The sequence below is a fragment of the Flavobacterium rhamnosi genome (genome assembly GCF_048286515.1).
Taxonomy (GTDB): Bacteria; Bacteroidota; Bacteroidia; order Flavobacteriales; family Flavobacteriaceae; genus Flavobacterium.
In genome coordinates, this window is sequence record NZ_JBLVPS010000040.1 from 1 (window position 1) to 15925 (window position 15925).

Sequence of the window (15925 nt, forward strand, 5' to 3'; positions counted from 1 at the left end):
TTTTGCCTTTGTAAATGATGAGAATGAAATCTATTTTGCCTCCGATGGGCATCCTGGTTTGGGAGGATTGGATGTCTTTATGTCCAAAATAAACGAAGACGGAACTTTCGGTGAAGTTCAAAATGTAGGGGCAGATGTCAATTCCCCCAAAGATGATTTTGCGTATCTGATTGATACAAAATCAAGAAGAGGATTTTTCACTTCAAACAGAGATGGAGGTCAGGGCTATGATGATATTTATAAATTTTTAGAAACGAAAAGACTAATCTGTGAGCAACTTTTATATGGTGAAATAACGGATTTAACTACTGCAGAAGTACTTCCAAATGCTAAAATAACCCTATATGACAGTCAATTTAATTTGGTCAGTACAACTACTTCAGATGAAAAAGGAAATTATTCTTTTGCTGTCGAATGTGGAAAAACATATAATGTAAGAGCTGAAAAAACAGAATACACCACCAAAGAACAAAAAATAACTATTGCTTCAGAAGATGGAAAAACATATTTACCAATCACATTGGAAAAAGCGAAATGTAAAGTAACAATTGGCGATGACCTGGGTAAATGCTTTGGTATCAAAATGATTTACTTCGACTTTGATAAATCTAATATTAGAGTAGAGGCCGCTTTAGATCTGGAAAAAATATTGGATGTACTTAATCAATATCCAACGATGAAGCTTGATATACGTTCCCATACGGATAGTCGTGGAACCTTTGAATACAATGAGGCGTTATCAGACAGAAGAGCTAAGTCCACTATAAACTGGTTAATCAAAAACGGAGTTGATTCAAGCAGGCTGATTGGCAAAGGATATGGCGAAAATCAACTCGTAAACAATTGTTCTGACACCATAGAATGCACAGAGGATGAACACCAGCTCAATAGACGTAGCGAGTTTATAATCACAGCATTATAATTATTAACCTAAAGTCGCCCTATTTCGGACCACTTATTTTAAATTCACGACACAAAAAAAGTCTAATAAAATTGATTTTATTAGACTTTTTTTTGTGTTAAGTAGTAACGTCACTGTATTTTTAAAATGGAATGCGTTTCGTTATTTTTAGTTACTACTATCCTTAAATAATAGAGGCTGTCCTTTGGGGAGAAGACAGCCTCTAAATTCCAAAAAAAAACAAAAAATTAACTTATATTTTTGCAAAGATATTTGTGTAATATTTTTTACCTGTTGCTGGATCTTCTTTTATTGCAATTCCAAAATGAGTAAAATTACCTTCAATATTTTCTTTATGTCCAGGACTTGCCAGCCAAGCATTCAAAACTGCCTGAGGTGTACTATAGTTATAAGCAATATTCTCGCTTACCGTTTTAGCACCTAACGTTTTCATAATATTCTCAGAGCGAGCTACAAAATCATTATGATTAACTACATTATTAGCGATCATATAATTATCGTGCTCTTCTGACTTGTACGACATGTGATTGATTTTTTCTAAAGGATTTAGTCCAATGCTCACTCTATAAGCATTTATCAAATCCATCGTTTGTATTTCGATAGCATTATAAGAATAATTAACTACCTTTTGTGATGTTGCATCTACTGCTGGTGCTTCAGAAGCCTCAGAAGAACAAGAGTTCATAGTGCATATCACAGTAACGAGCAATAATGCGCGAAGTAATTTTATTTTCATAATAGAGTAGTTTAAGTTTAAAGTAGATTGGGGGCAAACTCCTTTAAGGTATTTTATAAATCTTTTGCTTTAATTATATTTTAAAACTACACATTTCATCGCTAAACTACCAAATAAAATCGACGAACTACATCATAAAAATAATTAATGGTATATTTTTCCTACATTAAGGAGACAATCGATCAATTTTCCAGGAGAAATCTTCCTGACTAGTGTATCTGATCCTATCATGCAATCTGTTAGGTCTTCCCTGCCAAAATTCGACTTCTAAAGGAGTAACCAAAAATCCTCCCCAATGCTTCGGTCTGGGAATCACCATACTATCGTATTCCTTTTCTAATTGCTTTAAATTTTCCTCTAAATATTCTCTCGAGGGCACTACTTCACTTTGGTTTGAAACTATAGCTCCCAATTTACTTCCATCAGGTCTCGAATCAAAATAGTTATTAGAAGTGGTTTCTGTGGTTTTTTGAGCAATACCTTTTATAATAACCTGACGTTCCATAGTATGCCAAAAGAAAGAAAGACATATTTTAGGGTTATTATCAATTGCCTTGCCCTTTTCTGAATTATAATTGGTATAAAAAATAAATCCTTCTTCGTTAAATTTTTTCAATAAAACAACTCTCGACTTTGGAAAGCCATCCAAGCCGATTGTAGAGACAGTCATGGCATTAACTTCTTCGTTAGTCCCTAAGTCTTCTGCTTCATGAAACCATCGCTTAAACAGGTTTATTGGATCTTCTGGAATATTGGATTCTAATAGCTCACTCTTTTCGTAGGATTTTCTGTAATTGCTTAAGTCGCTCATTTATTTTATTTTTAAGATTGTTCGATTTTAAGATCAATCGGAATTGATAATCTTAAAAACCCAACTGTCAATTTTATACGATATGGATTATGTTCTTTTTTTAAAACTCAAAATTTTTCCCATCATCAGCCAAAAGTACCTCTGAGAAAATAGTTTCAGCTTCTTCTTTAAATAGTTCGATACTATCGTATCTGGTAGAATAATGTCCTAAAATTAATTGCTTCGCTTTTGATTTTAAAGCAATCATTGCTGCTTCTTTTGAAGTGGAATGCAATGTTTTTTTAGCCAAATTTTCTTCTGATTGCAAAAAAGTAGATTCATGGTACAAAACGTCTACATTTTCAATAAGAGGTATCATTAATTCATTATAAACGGTATCGGAGCAGAAAGCATAATTCTTGGCGGGTATAGGGTCGAAAGTTAATTTATCGTTTTCAATGATTCTTCCGTCTTCAAGAGTAATGTCTTTCCCATTTTTTATCTTCTGATAGTAACAGGTATCGATTTCATAGTTTTGAACAGCATCTAAATTAAGTTTGCGCTCTCCTATTTTTTCCTGGAACAAAAAACCATTGGTATAAACGCGATGTTTTAATGGAATGGTTTTTACCAAAACCTTTTCATCTTCAAAAATCACTTCACTGTCAACCGACTCTAATTCATGAAAAAACAAACCATAATTTGTCCAGGAATTAGACAATCTCAATTGTAACATGATGATTTCTTTAATTCCTTTTGGACCATAAATATGTAAATCAGTTGTCCTGTTTAGTAAGGTAAAAGTGGACACCAAACCTACTAATCCAAAAAAATGATCTCCATGTAAATGCGAAATAAAAATATGGTTAATCTTAGAAAATCTGATTTTGTTTTTGCGCAATTGCACTTGGGTACCTTCCCCGCAATCAATCAGAAAAAGTCTGTTTTTTATTTCTAAAATTTGTGAAGTAGGATTCGTAAAGGTCCGGGGAGTTGCTGCGTAGCAACCTAGTATTGTTAATTTCATTCTATAGTGATCAGTATTCAGTAGCAGGTTTATATGCTGCATTCAAAAGTATGGCAAGAATCAAAAATTTATGATTCTGCGATTAACCAAAGCAACAAACAGACGATTAATCAATTTTAAAAACCTAAATCTCTTTCAATCACTTCCATTTCTGTAATATCATGGGCTTCTAATAAGGAAGGCACGACAGTTAATTTGTCAGGAACTCCATTATAATCAAAATCTGAAGCTACGATAACAAATGACTTTTTACCTTTTTTGTGTTGTTTCGATAATGGTAAAAATAACTTTATACTATTTACAGGCAAGTCTTTGTAAAACAAAAGATCAATAATCAAGTTGTGTTTTTCAAATGTTTTGTATTGGTGCGTTACCTTCATCAAAAAAGAGGTAAAATCACCTTGTGTATCTTTAATTGTAATCGTGTGGCCTTTTTGATCTACTTTCATTTTTTTGAGTTTCAGAGACTGCGTAGCGGCAGACAGGTTACTATATAGCTAAGTTACTAAGTTTTTCTGTTAAATTACTGAATTTTTGAAGCTAAAAGATAAATAACTGCCATTCTAATCGCCACACCATTTTCTACTTGGTTTAAAATAACCGATTGATGTGAATCAGCTACTTCACTGGTAATCTCCACACCACGATTAATAGGTCCGGGATGCATGATTACGATTTCTTTATTTAAGGAATTTAATAATGTTTTATCAACTCCGTACTGCTGCGCATATTCTCTTGTAGATGGGAAATAATTCACATCCATTCTCTCATTTTGCACCCGTAACATGTTTGCTACATCACACCATTCAAGTGCTTTTCTCAAATTGGGTTCTACGGTTACACCAAGTGATTCAATGTATCTTGGAATAAGCGTTTTAGGTCCACAAACCTTCACCTCTGCTCCTTGCATTCGCAAAGCATAGATATTGGACAATGCCACTCTGGAGTGCAAAACATCACCAACAATAACTACTTTCTTCCCAGCAACTTCGCCTAACTTTTCTCTAATGGAATAACTGTCTAATAAAGCTTGCGTAGGATGTTCGTGCGCACCATCACCAGCATTTACAATACTTGCTTTTACGTTTTTTGATAAAAAATAAGCAGCTCCGGGATTCGCATGTCTCATCACTACCATATCTACTTTCATAGAAAGTATATTATTTACGGTGTCAATTAGTGTTTCTCCTTTTTTTACAGAAGATTGTGCAGCCGAAAAACTAATAACATCAGCAGATAAACGTTTTTGTGCCAGTTCAAAAGATAATTTGGTTCGGGTACTATTTTCAAAGAAAATATTGGCAATAGTAATATCTCGTAAAGAAGGTACTTTCTTAATTGGTCGATTGATGACTTCTTTAAAATGATCGGCAGTTTCAAAAATCAGGTCAATATCATTCTTATTGATGTATTTTATTCCTAATAAATGATTTACGCTTAATTCTTTCATTTCTTTTTACGATTATTAGTTTTTTAATAGTTAGATTTTTAAGCACAATGTACCTAACTTGTAATTAAATATACTCCATCTTCATCATCATTTTCTTTCCAGCTCACTTTCACTTTTTCGTTATTTATGGCATCTACCTGTCTTCCTCTGTAATCCGGCTGAATGGGTAAATTACGACTAAAACGTCTGTCTATCAAAACCAGTAATTCTATTTCTGAAGGCCTTCCAAAGGATTGAATGGCGGTCAATGCAGATCGTATGCTTCGTCCGGTAAATAAAACATCATCAATGAAAATGACTTTTTTATTTTCAACGATAAAATTAATTTTGGTTTTATTGGCTTCTAAGGGTTTATCCGTTCTGCGAAAATCATCTCTGAAAAATGTAATATCCAGATAACCAAGCTTAATCTCGGGCGTTTGGTATTCTTTTTCTAATATTTCTTTTAAACGTTCCGCTAAAAAAACTCCCCTTGGTTGAATCCCTACCAAAATAGTATCTGAAAAATCTAAGTGTTTTTCTATTAACTGACAGGCCAAACGATGTAATATGATAGTAACTTCTTTTGCAGTAAGTAATACTTTTTGACTCATGTTAAAGTGTGTTGTTTGGTTTTGCAAATATACGAATTCCGCTTTATGATTTTATAATTATAAAGCGAGAAAATGGTTGTACTCCTTATTTACCGAATGAAATCCATGTTGCTTTGTGCCAAATATATTCTAAAGGCCCTTGCTTATGGGTTTTAAGCCACCAGGTACAAAATGCCAACTGGATAATAAATAAGACAATTCCAATCAATAAGCAGTAAGTAGCTCCTGTGTATTCAAAAAGGCCAAGGCCATATCTGTAGTAAATAAATGCCCCAATCATGGACTGCATGATATAATTAGTAAGACTCATTTTTCCAAAAGGAATCAACTTAGAAAAAACCTTATTTATTGAATCCTTTTGGTATAGTAGAACAAATGAAGAAACGAGAACTAACATAAACGCAACATTGGACCAGGAAGCAACTATAATTGTTAGTGAATTGGATACCGTTACTCTTGAAATAATAGTTACGATATGAGTCTTTAAAAAATACAATGGAATAAAGAAAACGATTGCAAACCGCAATACCTTTTTCCAAAAGTGGGTGTTTTCGGTGGTTGTTGTAAAAAGTTGTTTTCTACCAAGTAACATTCCAAACATAAATAAAGCTGGAGCCTGAAAAAACCTTCCGTTTTCCCATGACCATAACAAAGAGGCTATTTTTCCTAACGTCAAATTACCAATTACATAGTCCACGAAAGAACCATTTTTCATATAAAGCCCTATACTTTCATAATAGGCATTGGATAAATTCGGTGGGGCAACATAATCTGGATTTAACATATAATAAATGATTTTTGCCCATTCCAAGGGTTGCAACATCAATACAACAGCGGTAACAAAAACAACTTTGCTTCTCCAATTAACAACTGGAATCAGTAAAAGTCCCAGAAAGGCATACAAAGTAAGTATGTCCCCTTGATAAAATGCGGTATTAACCATGCCAAAAACTAATAACAGCATCAAACGCCAAAAGAATCTTCCCCTGAAATCATTCCCTTTTTTAGCTTGATTATCGTTTTGAATGTAAAAACTGAACCCAAAAAGAAGTGCAAAAATAGCGTAAGACTTACCTCCAAAAAGAAAAAACAAGGTATCCCATACGATTTTATCTAATGTCTTAAGCCACTCCGGAAATGATTCCGGAAAATAGTAATACTCAAAATGTTCTACATTGTGAAGCAACATAATAGACATAATTGCAAAACCGCGTAAGGCATCAACTACTTCTATTCGAGGAGCTTTTAAATTAAAAGTACTGTTAGTCATATTTAAATTTGGATTTAAAAGAAAATAAAATTCAAAAATATATTTTTTTTGATGAAAAGTAGTTTTAAAAAAGCAATTAATAAATTATAATCTAACATTTTGTTATTCTTTTTAAATATTTATAAAATTTTACAAGAAAGCACAAAAATTATATAACTAATCGCTCCTCTGATTTTGTATCTTTATTATAATTTAAAACTTAAAATTAAAAATCATGCAAAAACAAACAACAAGATTATTAATGCTTTTTATAATACTAATTTCATTTACCAGCTGTTCCGTAATTGAAGGTATATTTAAAGCGGGAGTGGGTGTTGGTATTTTTATTGTAATTGCTGTAATCGCCATCGTAATTTTTATCATAAGTAAAATCTTTGGAAGAAAATAAATGGCTGTTATGCTATTTAAAACTTTCTTATGAATGAAAAATCTCCCGTACTTATGGGAGATTTTTTTTTTTAAAATCTTATAATACCGCTATTTTTCACTGCATTTATAGTATGCAATCCGTATACTATTGCTCCTTTAGCTACGGCTTCTAACTATATTTTAAAACTTCGTCCATCTGAATGTTTGTGAGAAAACTGCAAACTTCTATTTTTTAAATACTAGATATCACATGTTTTCAGTAATTAAAAAAAATATCACTGTATTAAATAACTTACAAAATTTCATTTTAAAAACACCTTTAATCGTATATACTAATCCGTTCGTAGAATAAGTTCTTTTTCATTATTTTGTACTATAATTTTTAATAATTTAACATAAAGTTTAACAATTAAAAATAAAAATCATGAAAAGAATTGCCCAAAAATCAAATTTTTTTTTAAAATTTTCTTGCCTACTTGTCTTTTTCACTATGATGTATTCTTGTCAAACGGAAGAAATAGCGACAACGTCCTCTGCTATCTCAAATAGCAAACCTGCTAATAATGTACTAAAAACAAACATGATAGCTGCTGTTTCCTCTTCTATAGCACAAGGTGATTGCGCTATTGATTGTATCAAGGCTGATGGCCCATATTTTGCGACGACCGACCAAAAAATTGTTAGTTGGGGTGGCCGTAATAATGATCAAAACAGCAAAACGGTTGACATTGAATACTACAATACTGCAACAGATTTTGTTTTGAAAGTAAAAAGTACGGAAGGCTGGAGTGATTTGAAAATAGATGGGATTTCCTATTGGACAGGTAAGGCTCCTGTTGCTGCAAATGCATGGGGTACCATAACTATTCCTTTAAGTTCCGGTTGGAAAGCTTGTGATGTCAAAAGCTTTTACTTACAAATTGCCGGCAATGGGCCTCAAGCAACTTTTGATGTTTCTTATACCCTTTTTGGTGTATGCATTGATTGCGTAACTTCTTTTACCGGAGAAGCACTTTCATGCGATCAAACTCGTGAAGCCGTTTATACCTTTAAATCCGATACCGATTTATCCTATTTCAAAATACAGGGGGGATTGACTAATTTCACAGGTGCTGATGCTATTGTAACTGTTACTGGTGGCAATGGTATAACAAAAACACAATCGACACCTGGAGGAAGTTCTAACAGAATAATAAAAGTTGAAGGAGGTATTTCAGAATGTACTGAAGTAACGGTACGAATTACTTGGAATTCATTGAATGGCGGAGATATAGTTACCGGAAGCTGGTCTATTAAGGATGCCGATGGAGCAGAAATTGCTCCTACTATTCTAGGATTAGAATGCAATTAAAAAAATATAAAAGGAAGGCAGTTCAAAAATAGACTGCCTTCTTTTTTTATTAAGAATACATTTTCGTTCTCAATTCCTGCACTTTCTCATCATCAAGGTAATCATCAAATGTCATGTAACGGTCAATTGCTCCATTTGGAGTCAACTCGATCACTCTATTGGCAACTGTTTGAGAGAATTCATGATCATGAGTAGTAAAAATTACAGATCCTTTGTAGTTTTTCAATGAATTATTAAAAGCCGTAATAGACTCTAAATCCAAGTGATTTGTTGGTTCGTCAAGCATCAATACATTAGCTCTTTCCATCATCATTCGAGACAACATACAACGTACTTTTTCTCCTCCGGATAACACTCTACAGGTTTTTAAAGCTTCCTCGCCAGAGAAAATCATTTTACCGAGAAAACTACGAATATTTACCTCATCACGTTCTTCCTCTGTTTTTACCCATTGACGCAACCAATCCACCAAAGAATAATCACTCTCAAAAAAGGAATGATTTTCAACTGGCAAATACGCTTGGTTTGTAGTAACTCCCCAATCGTAAGTTCCTGAATCTGCTTTTTGATTTCCATTCAAAATTTCATAGAAAGCAGTGGTCGCTCTGGAATCTTTAGAAAAAAGAACAATTTTATCGCCTTTTGCCATATTCAGATCTACTCCTTTAAACAAAACATCTCCTTCAATTGAAGCACTTAAATTTTGGACATTCAAAATTTGATCTCCTGCTTCACGCTCTTGGTCAAAAATAATCGCTGGGTAACGGCGACTTGATGGTTTTATCTCAGAAATATTCAACTTACTAATCATTTTTTTACGAGAAGTAGCTTGTTTTGATTTGGCTACATTCGCACTAAAACGACGAATAAATTCTTCTAATTCCTGTTTCTTTTCTTCGGCTTTTTTGTTTTGCTGAGCACGTTGTTTCGCTGCCAACTGGCTTGATTCGTACCAGAAAGTGTAATTCCCTGAATAGTGATTTATTTTGCTGAAATCAATATCCGAAATATGAGTACAAACCGAATCTAAAAAGTGTCTGTCGTGAGAAACTACAATTACTGTATTTTCATAATTGGCCAGGAAATTTTCTAACCAGGCGATGGTTTCAAAATCCAAATCGTTGGTAGGCTCATCCATGATAAGTAAATCCGGATTCCCAAAAAGTGCTTGTGCCAAAAGGACCCTAACTTTTATTTTACCCTCAAGATCGCCCATCAACGTATAGTGATGTTCCTCCGTAATTCCAAGATTTGATAACATCGATGCGGCATCCGAATCAGCATTCCAACCATTCATTTCTTCAAATTGCACTTGCAATTCCCCTATTCTATCTGCATTTTTATCGTTGTAATCTAAATACAATGCATCCATTTCTTTTTTAATGGCATACAATGTTTTATTACCCATCATCACGGTCTCAAGAACGGTACTCTCATCAAACATATTGTGGTTTTGATTCAAAACCGACATACGTTTTCCGGGTTCCAAATGAATGTGTCCTGAGGTAGGATCCATTTCACCTGCAATTATTTTAAGAAAAGTAGATTTCCCAGCACCATTAGCTCCGATAACTCCATATATATTACCATGCGTGAAGGTAGTATTTACTTCGTCAAACAAAATTCGTTTGCCAAACTGAACTGATAAATTATTAACTGTTAACATAAATATTTTTTATAAAAATTTTTGCAAAAGTACGAAAAAAATACTGATTCTTTTAATTCAGAAAAAACACAATTTTATGAATTGCATTTTGCTTATCAGGCAAAAAAAATCCTGACAAAGTAAAGTACTGTCAGGATGGTAATAGTATCTTATTTAAACCACGAACCAATCTAAAAAGAAACTACTACTTAGTTCCGACCTAAAATAGAATTAATCAGAATTGATTTTTTAGCCGCTACTTACTTTTGATTTTCAATTTTAATAACAACTTTTTTTAAACTGTTGTAAACAGCTAATTCTACATCGGCGTTCTTTTTAGAATTACATTGCTGCAGTAAATCATTCAAAATAATTGGGTTTATCTTTTGTTTTTTCTCCAGTACCAGTAAAAGCTGCTGGGATAAATCACTTAAACTTTTTGACAGTGGTAAAAGCGGTTGAACCAGTGGAGCATCCGCGCTTAAAGCAACTAAATCACTATTCATAGCAATCCATTTTCTAAAAAAATTTGTTACTAAAATTTGATTTTCTCTACTTTTATTTTCTAAATAGTTATTTACCACGGTCTCAAAATCAAAAACGTCTAAAGCATCAGCGGTACAGGCATCTGCAAATAAAGTTAATGGAGAATGCATGCGGTATTTTTTTCCTCCACCATTACGGGTATAAATTTTCAGTGGTTCACAAACATTAGAAAACTCATTTAAGGCAGTCGTATTTTGATTGTTGCTAATGTTTCTTAAAATCACTTCTTTGTTTCTTAAATGCGTAATCCCAAGTTCTTCTAATCTAAATGAAATCGTTTTTAATCTTTTGTGCAAACTTTTCATATCGGTAACATTTTCATTGGACCACAATCGTTCTGCTATAGCAGCTGTTCGTGGCCAAATCCTTGAATCTATATTTACAGGCGTTGCAAGTTCACTCCACATAGCTGCTTCTCCTCCCAGTATTCTGGCTTTTTCCTCCGGAGTTAATGTAACCTTTTTAGAAATCGGATCATTCAAATAATGGCTTTCCACCCCAAGCATTAAATCAATATAATACCCGTTAGACAAAACGGTATTGTAACCACTCTTGGCTGCTTTTATAAGTGCACCTCCAGCGGCAAGCCCCTCATTTGCACCTCTCCAAGCATGAATTATAGCATCTTTAGACATACCCTCAGTCATTATTTCTTCCCAACCCATCATCTTTTTGTTGTGCTTTTTCAGCATTGGGAGCAGCTGCATGTTAAAATACGTTTGTAAATCATGATTGTTAGCCAAATTATATTTCTTCTTAAATTCCTGTATTTTAGGATTTGCATTCCATTCCTTTCCATTATTTTCATCACCTCCAATATGAAAATAAGCACCTGAAAATAAAGGACAAACCTCGTCAAAAATTTCACTTAACAATTGATAGGTTTTTGGATTTGAGGGATCTAATGTTGCATTAAAAATTCCTGAATTTCTTTGCACATCATAGGTAACTTTTCCTTCACCTACTTTACTGCCCACTTCAGGGTAGGCAGTAAGTAATGCCGATGCATGACCCGGAACATCTATTTCCGGAATAACTAAAATCCCTCTATCATCTGCATATTTTACGATGTTTTTAATTTCTTCCTGAGTATAATAATACCCATCTGAGGCCAACTCAGTCAATTTAGGATGTTTTTTCAATTCAATTCTCCATCCTTGATCGTCAGCTAAATGCCAATGAAAAACATTCATTTTCATCGAAGCCATGGCATCCAGATTTCTTTTTATTACATCCACCGGCTGAAAATGTCTTGCACCATCAATCATTAATCCTCTCCAGGTAAATCTTGGTGAATCGGTAATTTCAACAGTAGGAAAATAATAGGCAGTACTGCTATTTTGCAGTAATTGTAATAAGGTCTCCAAACCATGCAACGCACCTAAATCGGATGTGGCATTTATAATTATTTTATTGGACTCAATAGTAAGTCTATAACTTTCATCTTCATTTATTTCTATTTTTCCGCTCCGAACACAATTTATTTGCAATTCTGCTCCAGGACTTTCATTGACTTTTGTCAAAAAACTTTGCTCCAGGAACAATCCTGTTCGACCGTCCAGTCTTCGCAAAAAGTTGGTTGCTCCAACAAAAATTCGAGGATTTGGATTTCCGGTAATATTTACTTTAAAATTTTTGCTTAAAGCAAAAGTACCAGCTGTTAAATTGATATTTTGAGGCCACGGCATTAGATTTAGCGGTTGCTTTATTTGGGCATTCGCGACAAAAGCACTAAATAATAAGATTAAAATGTATTTCATAATTTTTTATCTGTTTTTAAAAATAATTTTAATAACTAAAACGTTTAAAAGCCTCAATGGCTTCATATTCTGCAAGTCCTAAATTATCATACAATTTTGCTGTATTTTTATTGCGATCTTCAGCTCTTACCCAAAATTCTCTGGAATCATTTCCCTGAAACATCACCCTGTCTTTTTGAGATTGGTGGTATAGAATTGCATGTCTTTTTAACAAAACTTCATCTGGGCTCAATGGTACTGCCATGTCTATCTCATGAATATCCCACTCATGCCAAGCTCCTCGATACAACCACAACCAACAGTCATTCATATAAGACTCTGATTTCAATTGTTTCATTGCTGCAAAAATTGCATTAAGACAAACCTCATGAGTACCATGCGGATCGGCCAGGTCTCCCGCAGCAAAAACCTGATGCGGTTTTATTTTGGAGATAATAGCCGCAACTAAAGCGATATCTTCTTCTCCTATAGGGTTTTTCTTTACTTGTCCCGTTTCATAAAAAGGCATGTCCAAAAAATGAATGTTTTCATCTTTCAATCCAAGGTATCTTGTCGCTGCATACGACTCACGGCGTCTTATAAGACCCTTTAATTTTCTAACATCTAACGAATCTATTTGATTCTCGGTTTTACTATTTAAAAAATTGATAACTGCTTTAAAATTAATTTCACTCTTATCCGCACCAACAAAGTCGTTGCAAACTTCCGCAAATTTCAATGCTTCATCATCTGTCACTGCGATGTTTCCTGATGTTTGATATACTACACTAACATCGTGTCCCTGTTTTATTAATTTAGAAAAAGTTCCTCCCATAGATATTACATCATCATCCGGATGAGGACTAAAAAGTATAACTCTTTTTTTGGATGGATTCGCTCTTTCTGGTCTATACGTGTCATCGGTATTTGGTTTTCCTCCAGGCCATCCTGTTATTGTATGCTGTAATACATTGAACATATTTATATTTAAATCGTAAGCTGAACCTTCCAAAGCTAACAGATCAGACATTCCGTTATTATTATAATCTCTATCGGTTAGTTTTAAAATAGATTGATCTGTTTTCTGACATAACCAAACAATAGCCTTGCTTTTTAATTCTTGTGTCCAAATGCATTCTCCAACCAGCCATGGTGTTTTAAATCTGGTTAATTCGCTAGCTGCCGATTGGTCTAAAACGAAAGTGGTATTAGTGTGACTCTGCAAAAAAGTAGCCGGAACTTCAGAACTGACGTCTCCTTGAACAGTTCTTTTAATAATATCGGCTTTATTTTGGCCCCAAGCCATTAATACAATTCTCTTAGATCTTAGAATAGTTGAAACTCCCATGGTAATTGCTCTCTTAGGAACATTATCAATACCATTAAAATCGGAGGAAGCATCTACTCTGGTTATATGATCTAAGGTGATTATTCGAGTTCCTGAATTGATGTGAGAACCCGGCTCATTAAAACCTACGTGCCCTGTTCGTCCAATTCCTAACAATTGAAAATCTAATCCACCCGCATTTTTAATATTCATCTCATAATCAATACAATATTGATTCAGCTCTTCAATGGCTATCGTACCGTCTGGAATATGTATGTTTTCCGGTTTGATGTCGATATGATTGAAAAGATGCTGATGCATGAAATAATGATAGCTCTGATTGTTCTCTTTAGTCATTGGATAATATTCATCCAGATTAAAAGTAATTACATTACTAAAGCTAAGACCTTCATCCTTATGCATTCGCACCAGTTCTTCATAAACCTTTATAGGAGATGAACCTGTTGCTAATCCAAGAACACAAAATCTATTTTTCTCTTGTTTGGATTTAATTAATTGAGCAATTTCTTGAGCTACAATTATAGAAGCGTCCGTTGAGTTTTTGAAAATTTCATTATGAATTTTTTCAAATCTAGTTTCTTCAAATTTACCGGCACTTTTATAACTGATGTCAGGTTTAATTTCTAAAACATTTTTCATTTTATTTTGTTTTAATTCTAATTTATAAAGATATCTTTTTTTTAATGGTGTAAGAAATGAGCACTTATGCCAATTAGATTTCATTCTTTTTATTCCATTTTTTAGAAGCTCACTACGTTAACGATTAAAATAACTTGTTCCACTTTTAAGCGTTTTTTGTAGCCACGGTGTAAATTTATCTTTAAGGGTATTCTAAAAAAAATAATTTATACCAACTGCTCTTTATTTTAAACCAACGACATCATTTTGTCAACAATCCGTTTTTCAAATGCACAACTTATGTACTTTTTTTACCCTGTTTTATACTTTTCCACATTTTTAGTTAAAAAAGATCTTTTATAGCATCAAATTGATTAAAGTTGTAAAAAAATTAAAAAATAGTATATGACAAATAAACCATTAGTTGTTGCATCTAAAAGTGAGTAAAATAAAAAAAGTAAAATTCGCTATTAAACGTCAAAATCATTTTTGGTTTTGGGGATTGTTTTTTTTGATGAATTTTCTTCGGTGGGGAGCTTATTTTAATGATTATGGATATTCCTTAAAATCCAATATTTTGGGGTTTTCCCTTCATATTCCATTAGTATATTTTAATTTATACTTTCTCCTGCCTCGTTATGTCTTAACTTCAAAACATTGCAAATACTGTCTAGCCTTATTATTGAGTCTAATAGTTGTCTATTTATTGAAAACCGGACTAACCTACTACATTATTTCAAAAGACATCTGGCCAGAAGCCAATAGAGAATACAAACCTTTTGAATTGAATCATATTGTAGCGGTATGCATCGGTGAAATTTATGTACTCGCAATTGCATCTTCTGTTTATTTAACTTTGATCTGGCTAAATGAAAGGGAACGAAACAGCGCTATAAAAGAGAATCAATCTAAAATTGAACTAAAATATTTAAAAAATCAAATCCAGCCTCATTTCTTCTTCAATACCTTAAATAATTTATATGCTTTAGCACTGGAATCCTCGGAGAAAGTCTCTGATGTAATTATAAAACTTTCAAAGTTGATGGAATATGTCTTATATGACATTGAAGGAAGTCAATTTGTACCACTGCTAAAAGAAATTGATTATATTCAAAATTATATTGAAATAGAGAGACTCCGTTTTGAAAACGTAGCAGTAACCATAAATATAGATTCTAATATCGATGCGGTAAAAGTCCCCCCGCTATTATTGATTTCTCTTGTGGAAAATGCCTTTAAACATGGTGGTCTAAATAATGACAACCCTAAAATTAAGATAAATTGTAAAGTCATTGATGGCTCCATATTGAATTTTGAAATAGTAAATAATTTTGTACTTTCACAAAATTTAAATACCAAAAAAGGTATTGGTTTAATAAATACCAGGAAGAGGTTACAATTGATTTACGATAATTTTTCAAGAAAGCCCCCATACACTTGGGTCTTTAGACGGGGGATGAATTGAAAATGCAAATACTTCTAATCATTTTAGATATAAAAGTGACAATTAAATACTTTTTT

Annotated in this window: 14 protein-coding genes; 4 read left to right on the plus strand and 10 right to left on the minus strand. The window is 33.2% G+C overall.

Going from position 1 to position 15925, the window contains the following annotated elements; translation table 11 throughout:
- Nucleotides 1-922, plus strand: a 922-nt coding sequence (locus ACNQGN_RS18470; protein WP_417989298.1) for an OmpA family protein, incomplete at its 5' end; no start/stop codon positions are given.
- A 232-nt stretch (nt 923-1154) separates the two neighbouring features.
- Here the strand turns inward: ACNQGN_RS18470 and ACNQGN_RS18475 are convergent.
- The 7 genes from ACNQGN_RS18475 to ACNQGN_RS18505 all read right to left on the minus strand — a co-directional run bounded on the left by ACNQGN_RS18475 (nt 1155) and on the right by ACNQGN_RS18505 (nt 6788).
- Complete coding sequence (locus ACNQGN_RS18475; RefSeq protein ID WP_417989299.1) at nt 1155-1658, minus strand: CAP domain-containing protein; 504 nt, start codon at nt 1656-1658, stop codon at nt 1155-1157.
- A 166-nt stretch (nt 1659-1824) separates the two neighbouring features.
- A complete protein-coding gene (gene pdxH / locus ACNQGN_RS18480; RefSeq protein ID WP_417989300.1) occupies nt 1825-2469 on the minus strand; it encodes a pyridoxamine 5'-phosphate oxidase in 645 nt (214 codons plus the stop codon).
- A 100-nt stretch (nt 2470-2569) separates the two neighbouring features.
- The gene (locus tag ACNQGN_RS18485; protein WP_417989301.1) at nt 2570-3475 is read right to left on the minus strand and encodes a ribonuclease Z; all 906 of its coding nucleotides are present in this window, start codon (nt 3473-3475) and stop codon (nt 2570-2572) included.
- A 116-nt stretch (nt 3476-3591) separates the two neighbouring features.
- The gene (locus ACNQGN_RS18490; protein ID WP_417989302.1) at nt 3592-3924 is read right to left on the minus strand and encodes a ribonuclease Z; all 333 of its coding nucleotides are present in this window, start codon (nt 3922-3924) and stop codon (nt 3592-3594) included.
- Between the two features lie 74 nt (nt 3925-3998).
- Nucleotides 3999-4925, minus strand: coding sequence for an aspartate carbamoyltransferase catalytic subunit (locus tag ACNQGN_RS18495; RefSeq protein ID WP_417989303.1), 927 nt, complete (start codon nt 4923-4925; stop codon nt 3999-4001).
- A gap of 53 nt (nt 4926-4978) precedes the next feature.
- Nucleotides 4979-5518 (minus strand): bifunctional pyr operon transcriptional regulator/uracil phosphoribosyltransferase PyrR, encoded by a 540-nt coding sequence (gene pyrR / locus ACNQGN_RS18500; RefSeq protein WP_417989304.1) that lies wholly within the window; start codon nt 5516-5518, stop codon nt 4979-4981.
- An 85-nt stretch (nt 5519-5603) separates the two neighbouring features.
- Nucleotides 5604-6788, minus strand: a complete 1185-nt coding sequence (locus ACNQGN_RS18505; protein WP_417989305.1) for a DUF418 domain-containing protein — start codon at nt 6786-6788, stop codon at nt 5604-5606.
- A gap of 214 nt (nt 6789-7002) precedes the next feature.
- Between ACNQGN_RS18505 and ACNQGN_RS18510 the strand changes: the two genes are divergently transcribed.
- A complete protein-coding gene (locus tag ACNQGN_RS18510) occupies nt 7003-7176 on the plus strand; it encodes a hypothetical protein (RefSeq protein ID WP_417989306.1) in 174 nt (57 codons plus the stop codon).
- Nucleotides 7177-7581: 405 nt separating this feature from the next.
- The gene (locus tag ACNQGN_RS18515) at nt 7582-8508 is read left to right on the plus strand and encodes a hypothetical protein (protein ID WP_417989307.1); all 927 of its coding nucleotides are present in this window, start codon (nt 7582-7584) and stop codon (nt 8506-8508) included.
- Between the two features lie 49 nt (nt 8509-8557).
- Here the strand turns inward: ACNQGN_RS18515 and ACNQGN_RS18520 are convergent, their stop codons facing one another.
- The 3 genes from ACNQGN_RS18520 to nagB all read right to left on the minus strand — a co-directional run bounded on the left by ACNQGN_RS18520 (nt 8558) and on the right by nagB (nt 14425).
- Nucleotides 8558-10174: an ABC-F family ATP-binding cassette domain-containing protein gene (locus ACNQGN_RS18520; protein WP_417989308.1), complete on the minus strand. Its 1617-nt coding sequence runs from the start codon at nt 10172-10174 to the stop codon at nt 8558-8560.
- Between the two features lie 239 nt (nt 10175-10413).
- Nucleotides 10414-12459 carry a beta-N-acetylhexosaminidase gene (locus tag ACNQGN_RS18525; RefSeq protein ID WP_417989309.1) on the minus strand — a complete coding sequence of 682 codons (2046 nt, stop codon included), beginning with the start codon at nt 12457-12459 and terminating at the stop codon, nt 10414-10416.
- A 28-nt stretch (nt 12460-12487) separates the two neighbouring features.
- Nucleotides 12488-14425 (minus strand): glucosamine-6-phosphate deaminase, encoded by a 1938-nt coding sequence (gene nagB / locus ACNQGN_RS18530; protein WP_417989310.1) that lies wholly within the window; start codon nt 14423-14425, stop codon nt 12488-12490.
- A gap of 418 nt (nt 14426-14843) precedes the next feature.
- Here nagB and ACNQGN_RS18535 point away from each other — a divergent pair, with 418 nt between their 5' ends.
- Complete coding sequence (locus ACNQGN_RS18535; protein ID WP_417989311.1) at nt 14844-15869, plus strand: sensor histidine kinase; 1026 nt, start codon at nt 14844-14846, stop codon at nt 15867-15869.
- Nucleotides 15870-15925: the final 56 nt, after the last annotated feature.

Coding starts and splice junctions, on each gene's coding strand:
- ACNQGN_RS18515 (WP_417989307.1), top strand. CDS start 7,582: ATGAAAAGAATTGCCCAAAAATCAAATTTTTTTTTAAAATTTTCTTGC.
- ACNQGN_RS18510 (WP_417989306.1), top strand. CDS start 7,003: ATGCAAAAACAAACAACAAGATTATTAATGCTTTTTATAATACTAATT.
- ACNQGN_RS18485 (WP_417989301.1), bottom strand. CDS start 3,475: ATGAAATTAACAATACTAGGTTGCTACGCAGCAACTCCCCGGACCTTT.
- pdxH (WP_417989300.1), bottom strand. CDS start 2,469: ATGAGCGACTTAAGCAATTACAGAAAATCCTACGAAAAGAGTGAGCTA.
- ACNQGN_RS18495 (WP_417989303.1), bottom strand. CDS start 4,925: ATGAAAGAATTAAGCGTAAATCATTTATTAGGAATAAAATACATCAAT.
- nagB (WP_417989310.1), bottom strand. CDS start 14,425: ATGAAAAATGTTTTAGAAATTAAACCTGACATCAGTTATAAAAGTGCC.
- ACNQGN_RS18505 (WP_417989305.1), bottom strand. CDS start 6,788: ATGACTAACAGTACTTTTAATTTAAAAGCTCCTCGAATAGAAGTAGTT.
- ACNQGN_RS18525 (WP_417989309.1), bottom strand. CDS start 12,459: ATGAAATACATTTTAATCTTATTATTTAGTGCTTTTGTCGCGAATGCC.
- ACNQGN_RS18490 (WP_417989302.1), bottom strand. CDS start 3,924: ATGAAAGTAGATCAAAAAGGCCACACGATTACAATTAAAGATACACAA.
- ACNQGN_RS18520 (WP_417989308.1), bottom strand. CDS start 10,174: ATGTTAACAGTTAATAATTTATCAGTTCAGTTTGGCAAACGAATTTTG.
- pyrR (WP_417989304.1), bottom strand. CDS start 5,518: ATGAGTCAAAAAGTATTACTTACTGCAAAAGAAGTTACTATCATATTA.
- ACNQGN_RS18475 (WP_417989299.1), bottom strand. CDS start 1,658: ATGAAAATAAAATTACTTCGCGCATTATTGCTCGTTACTGTGATATGC.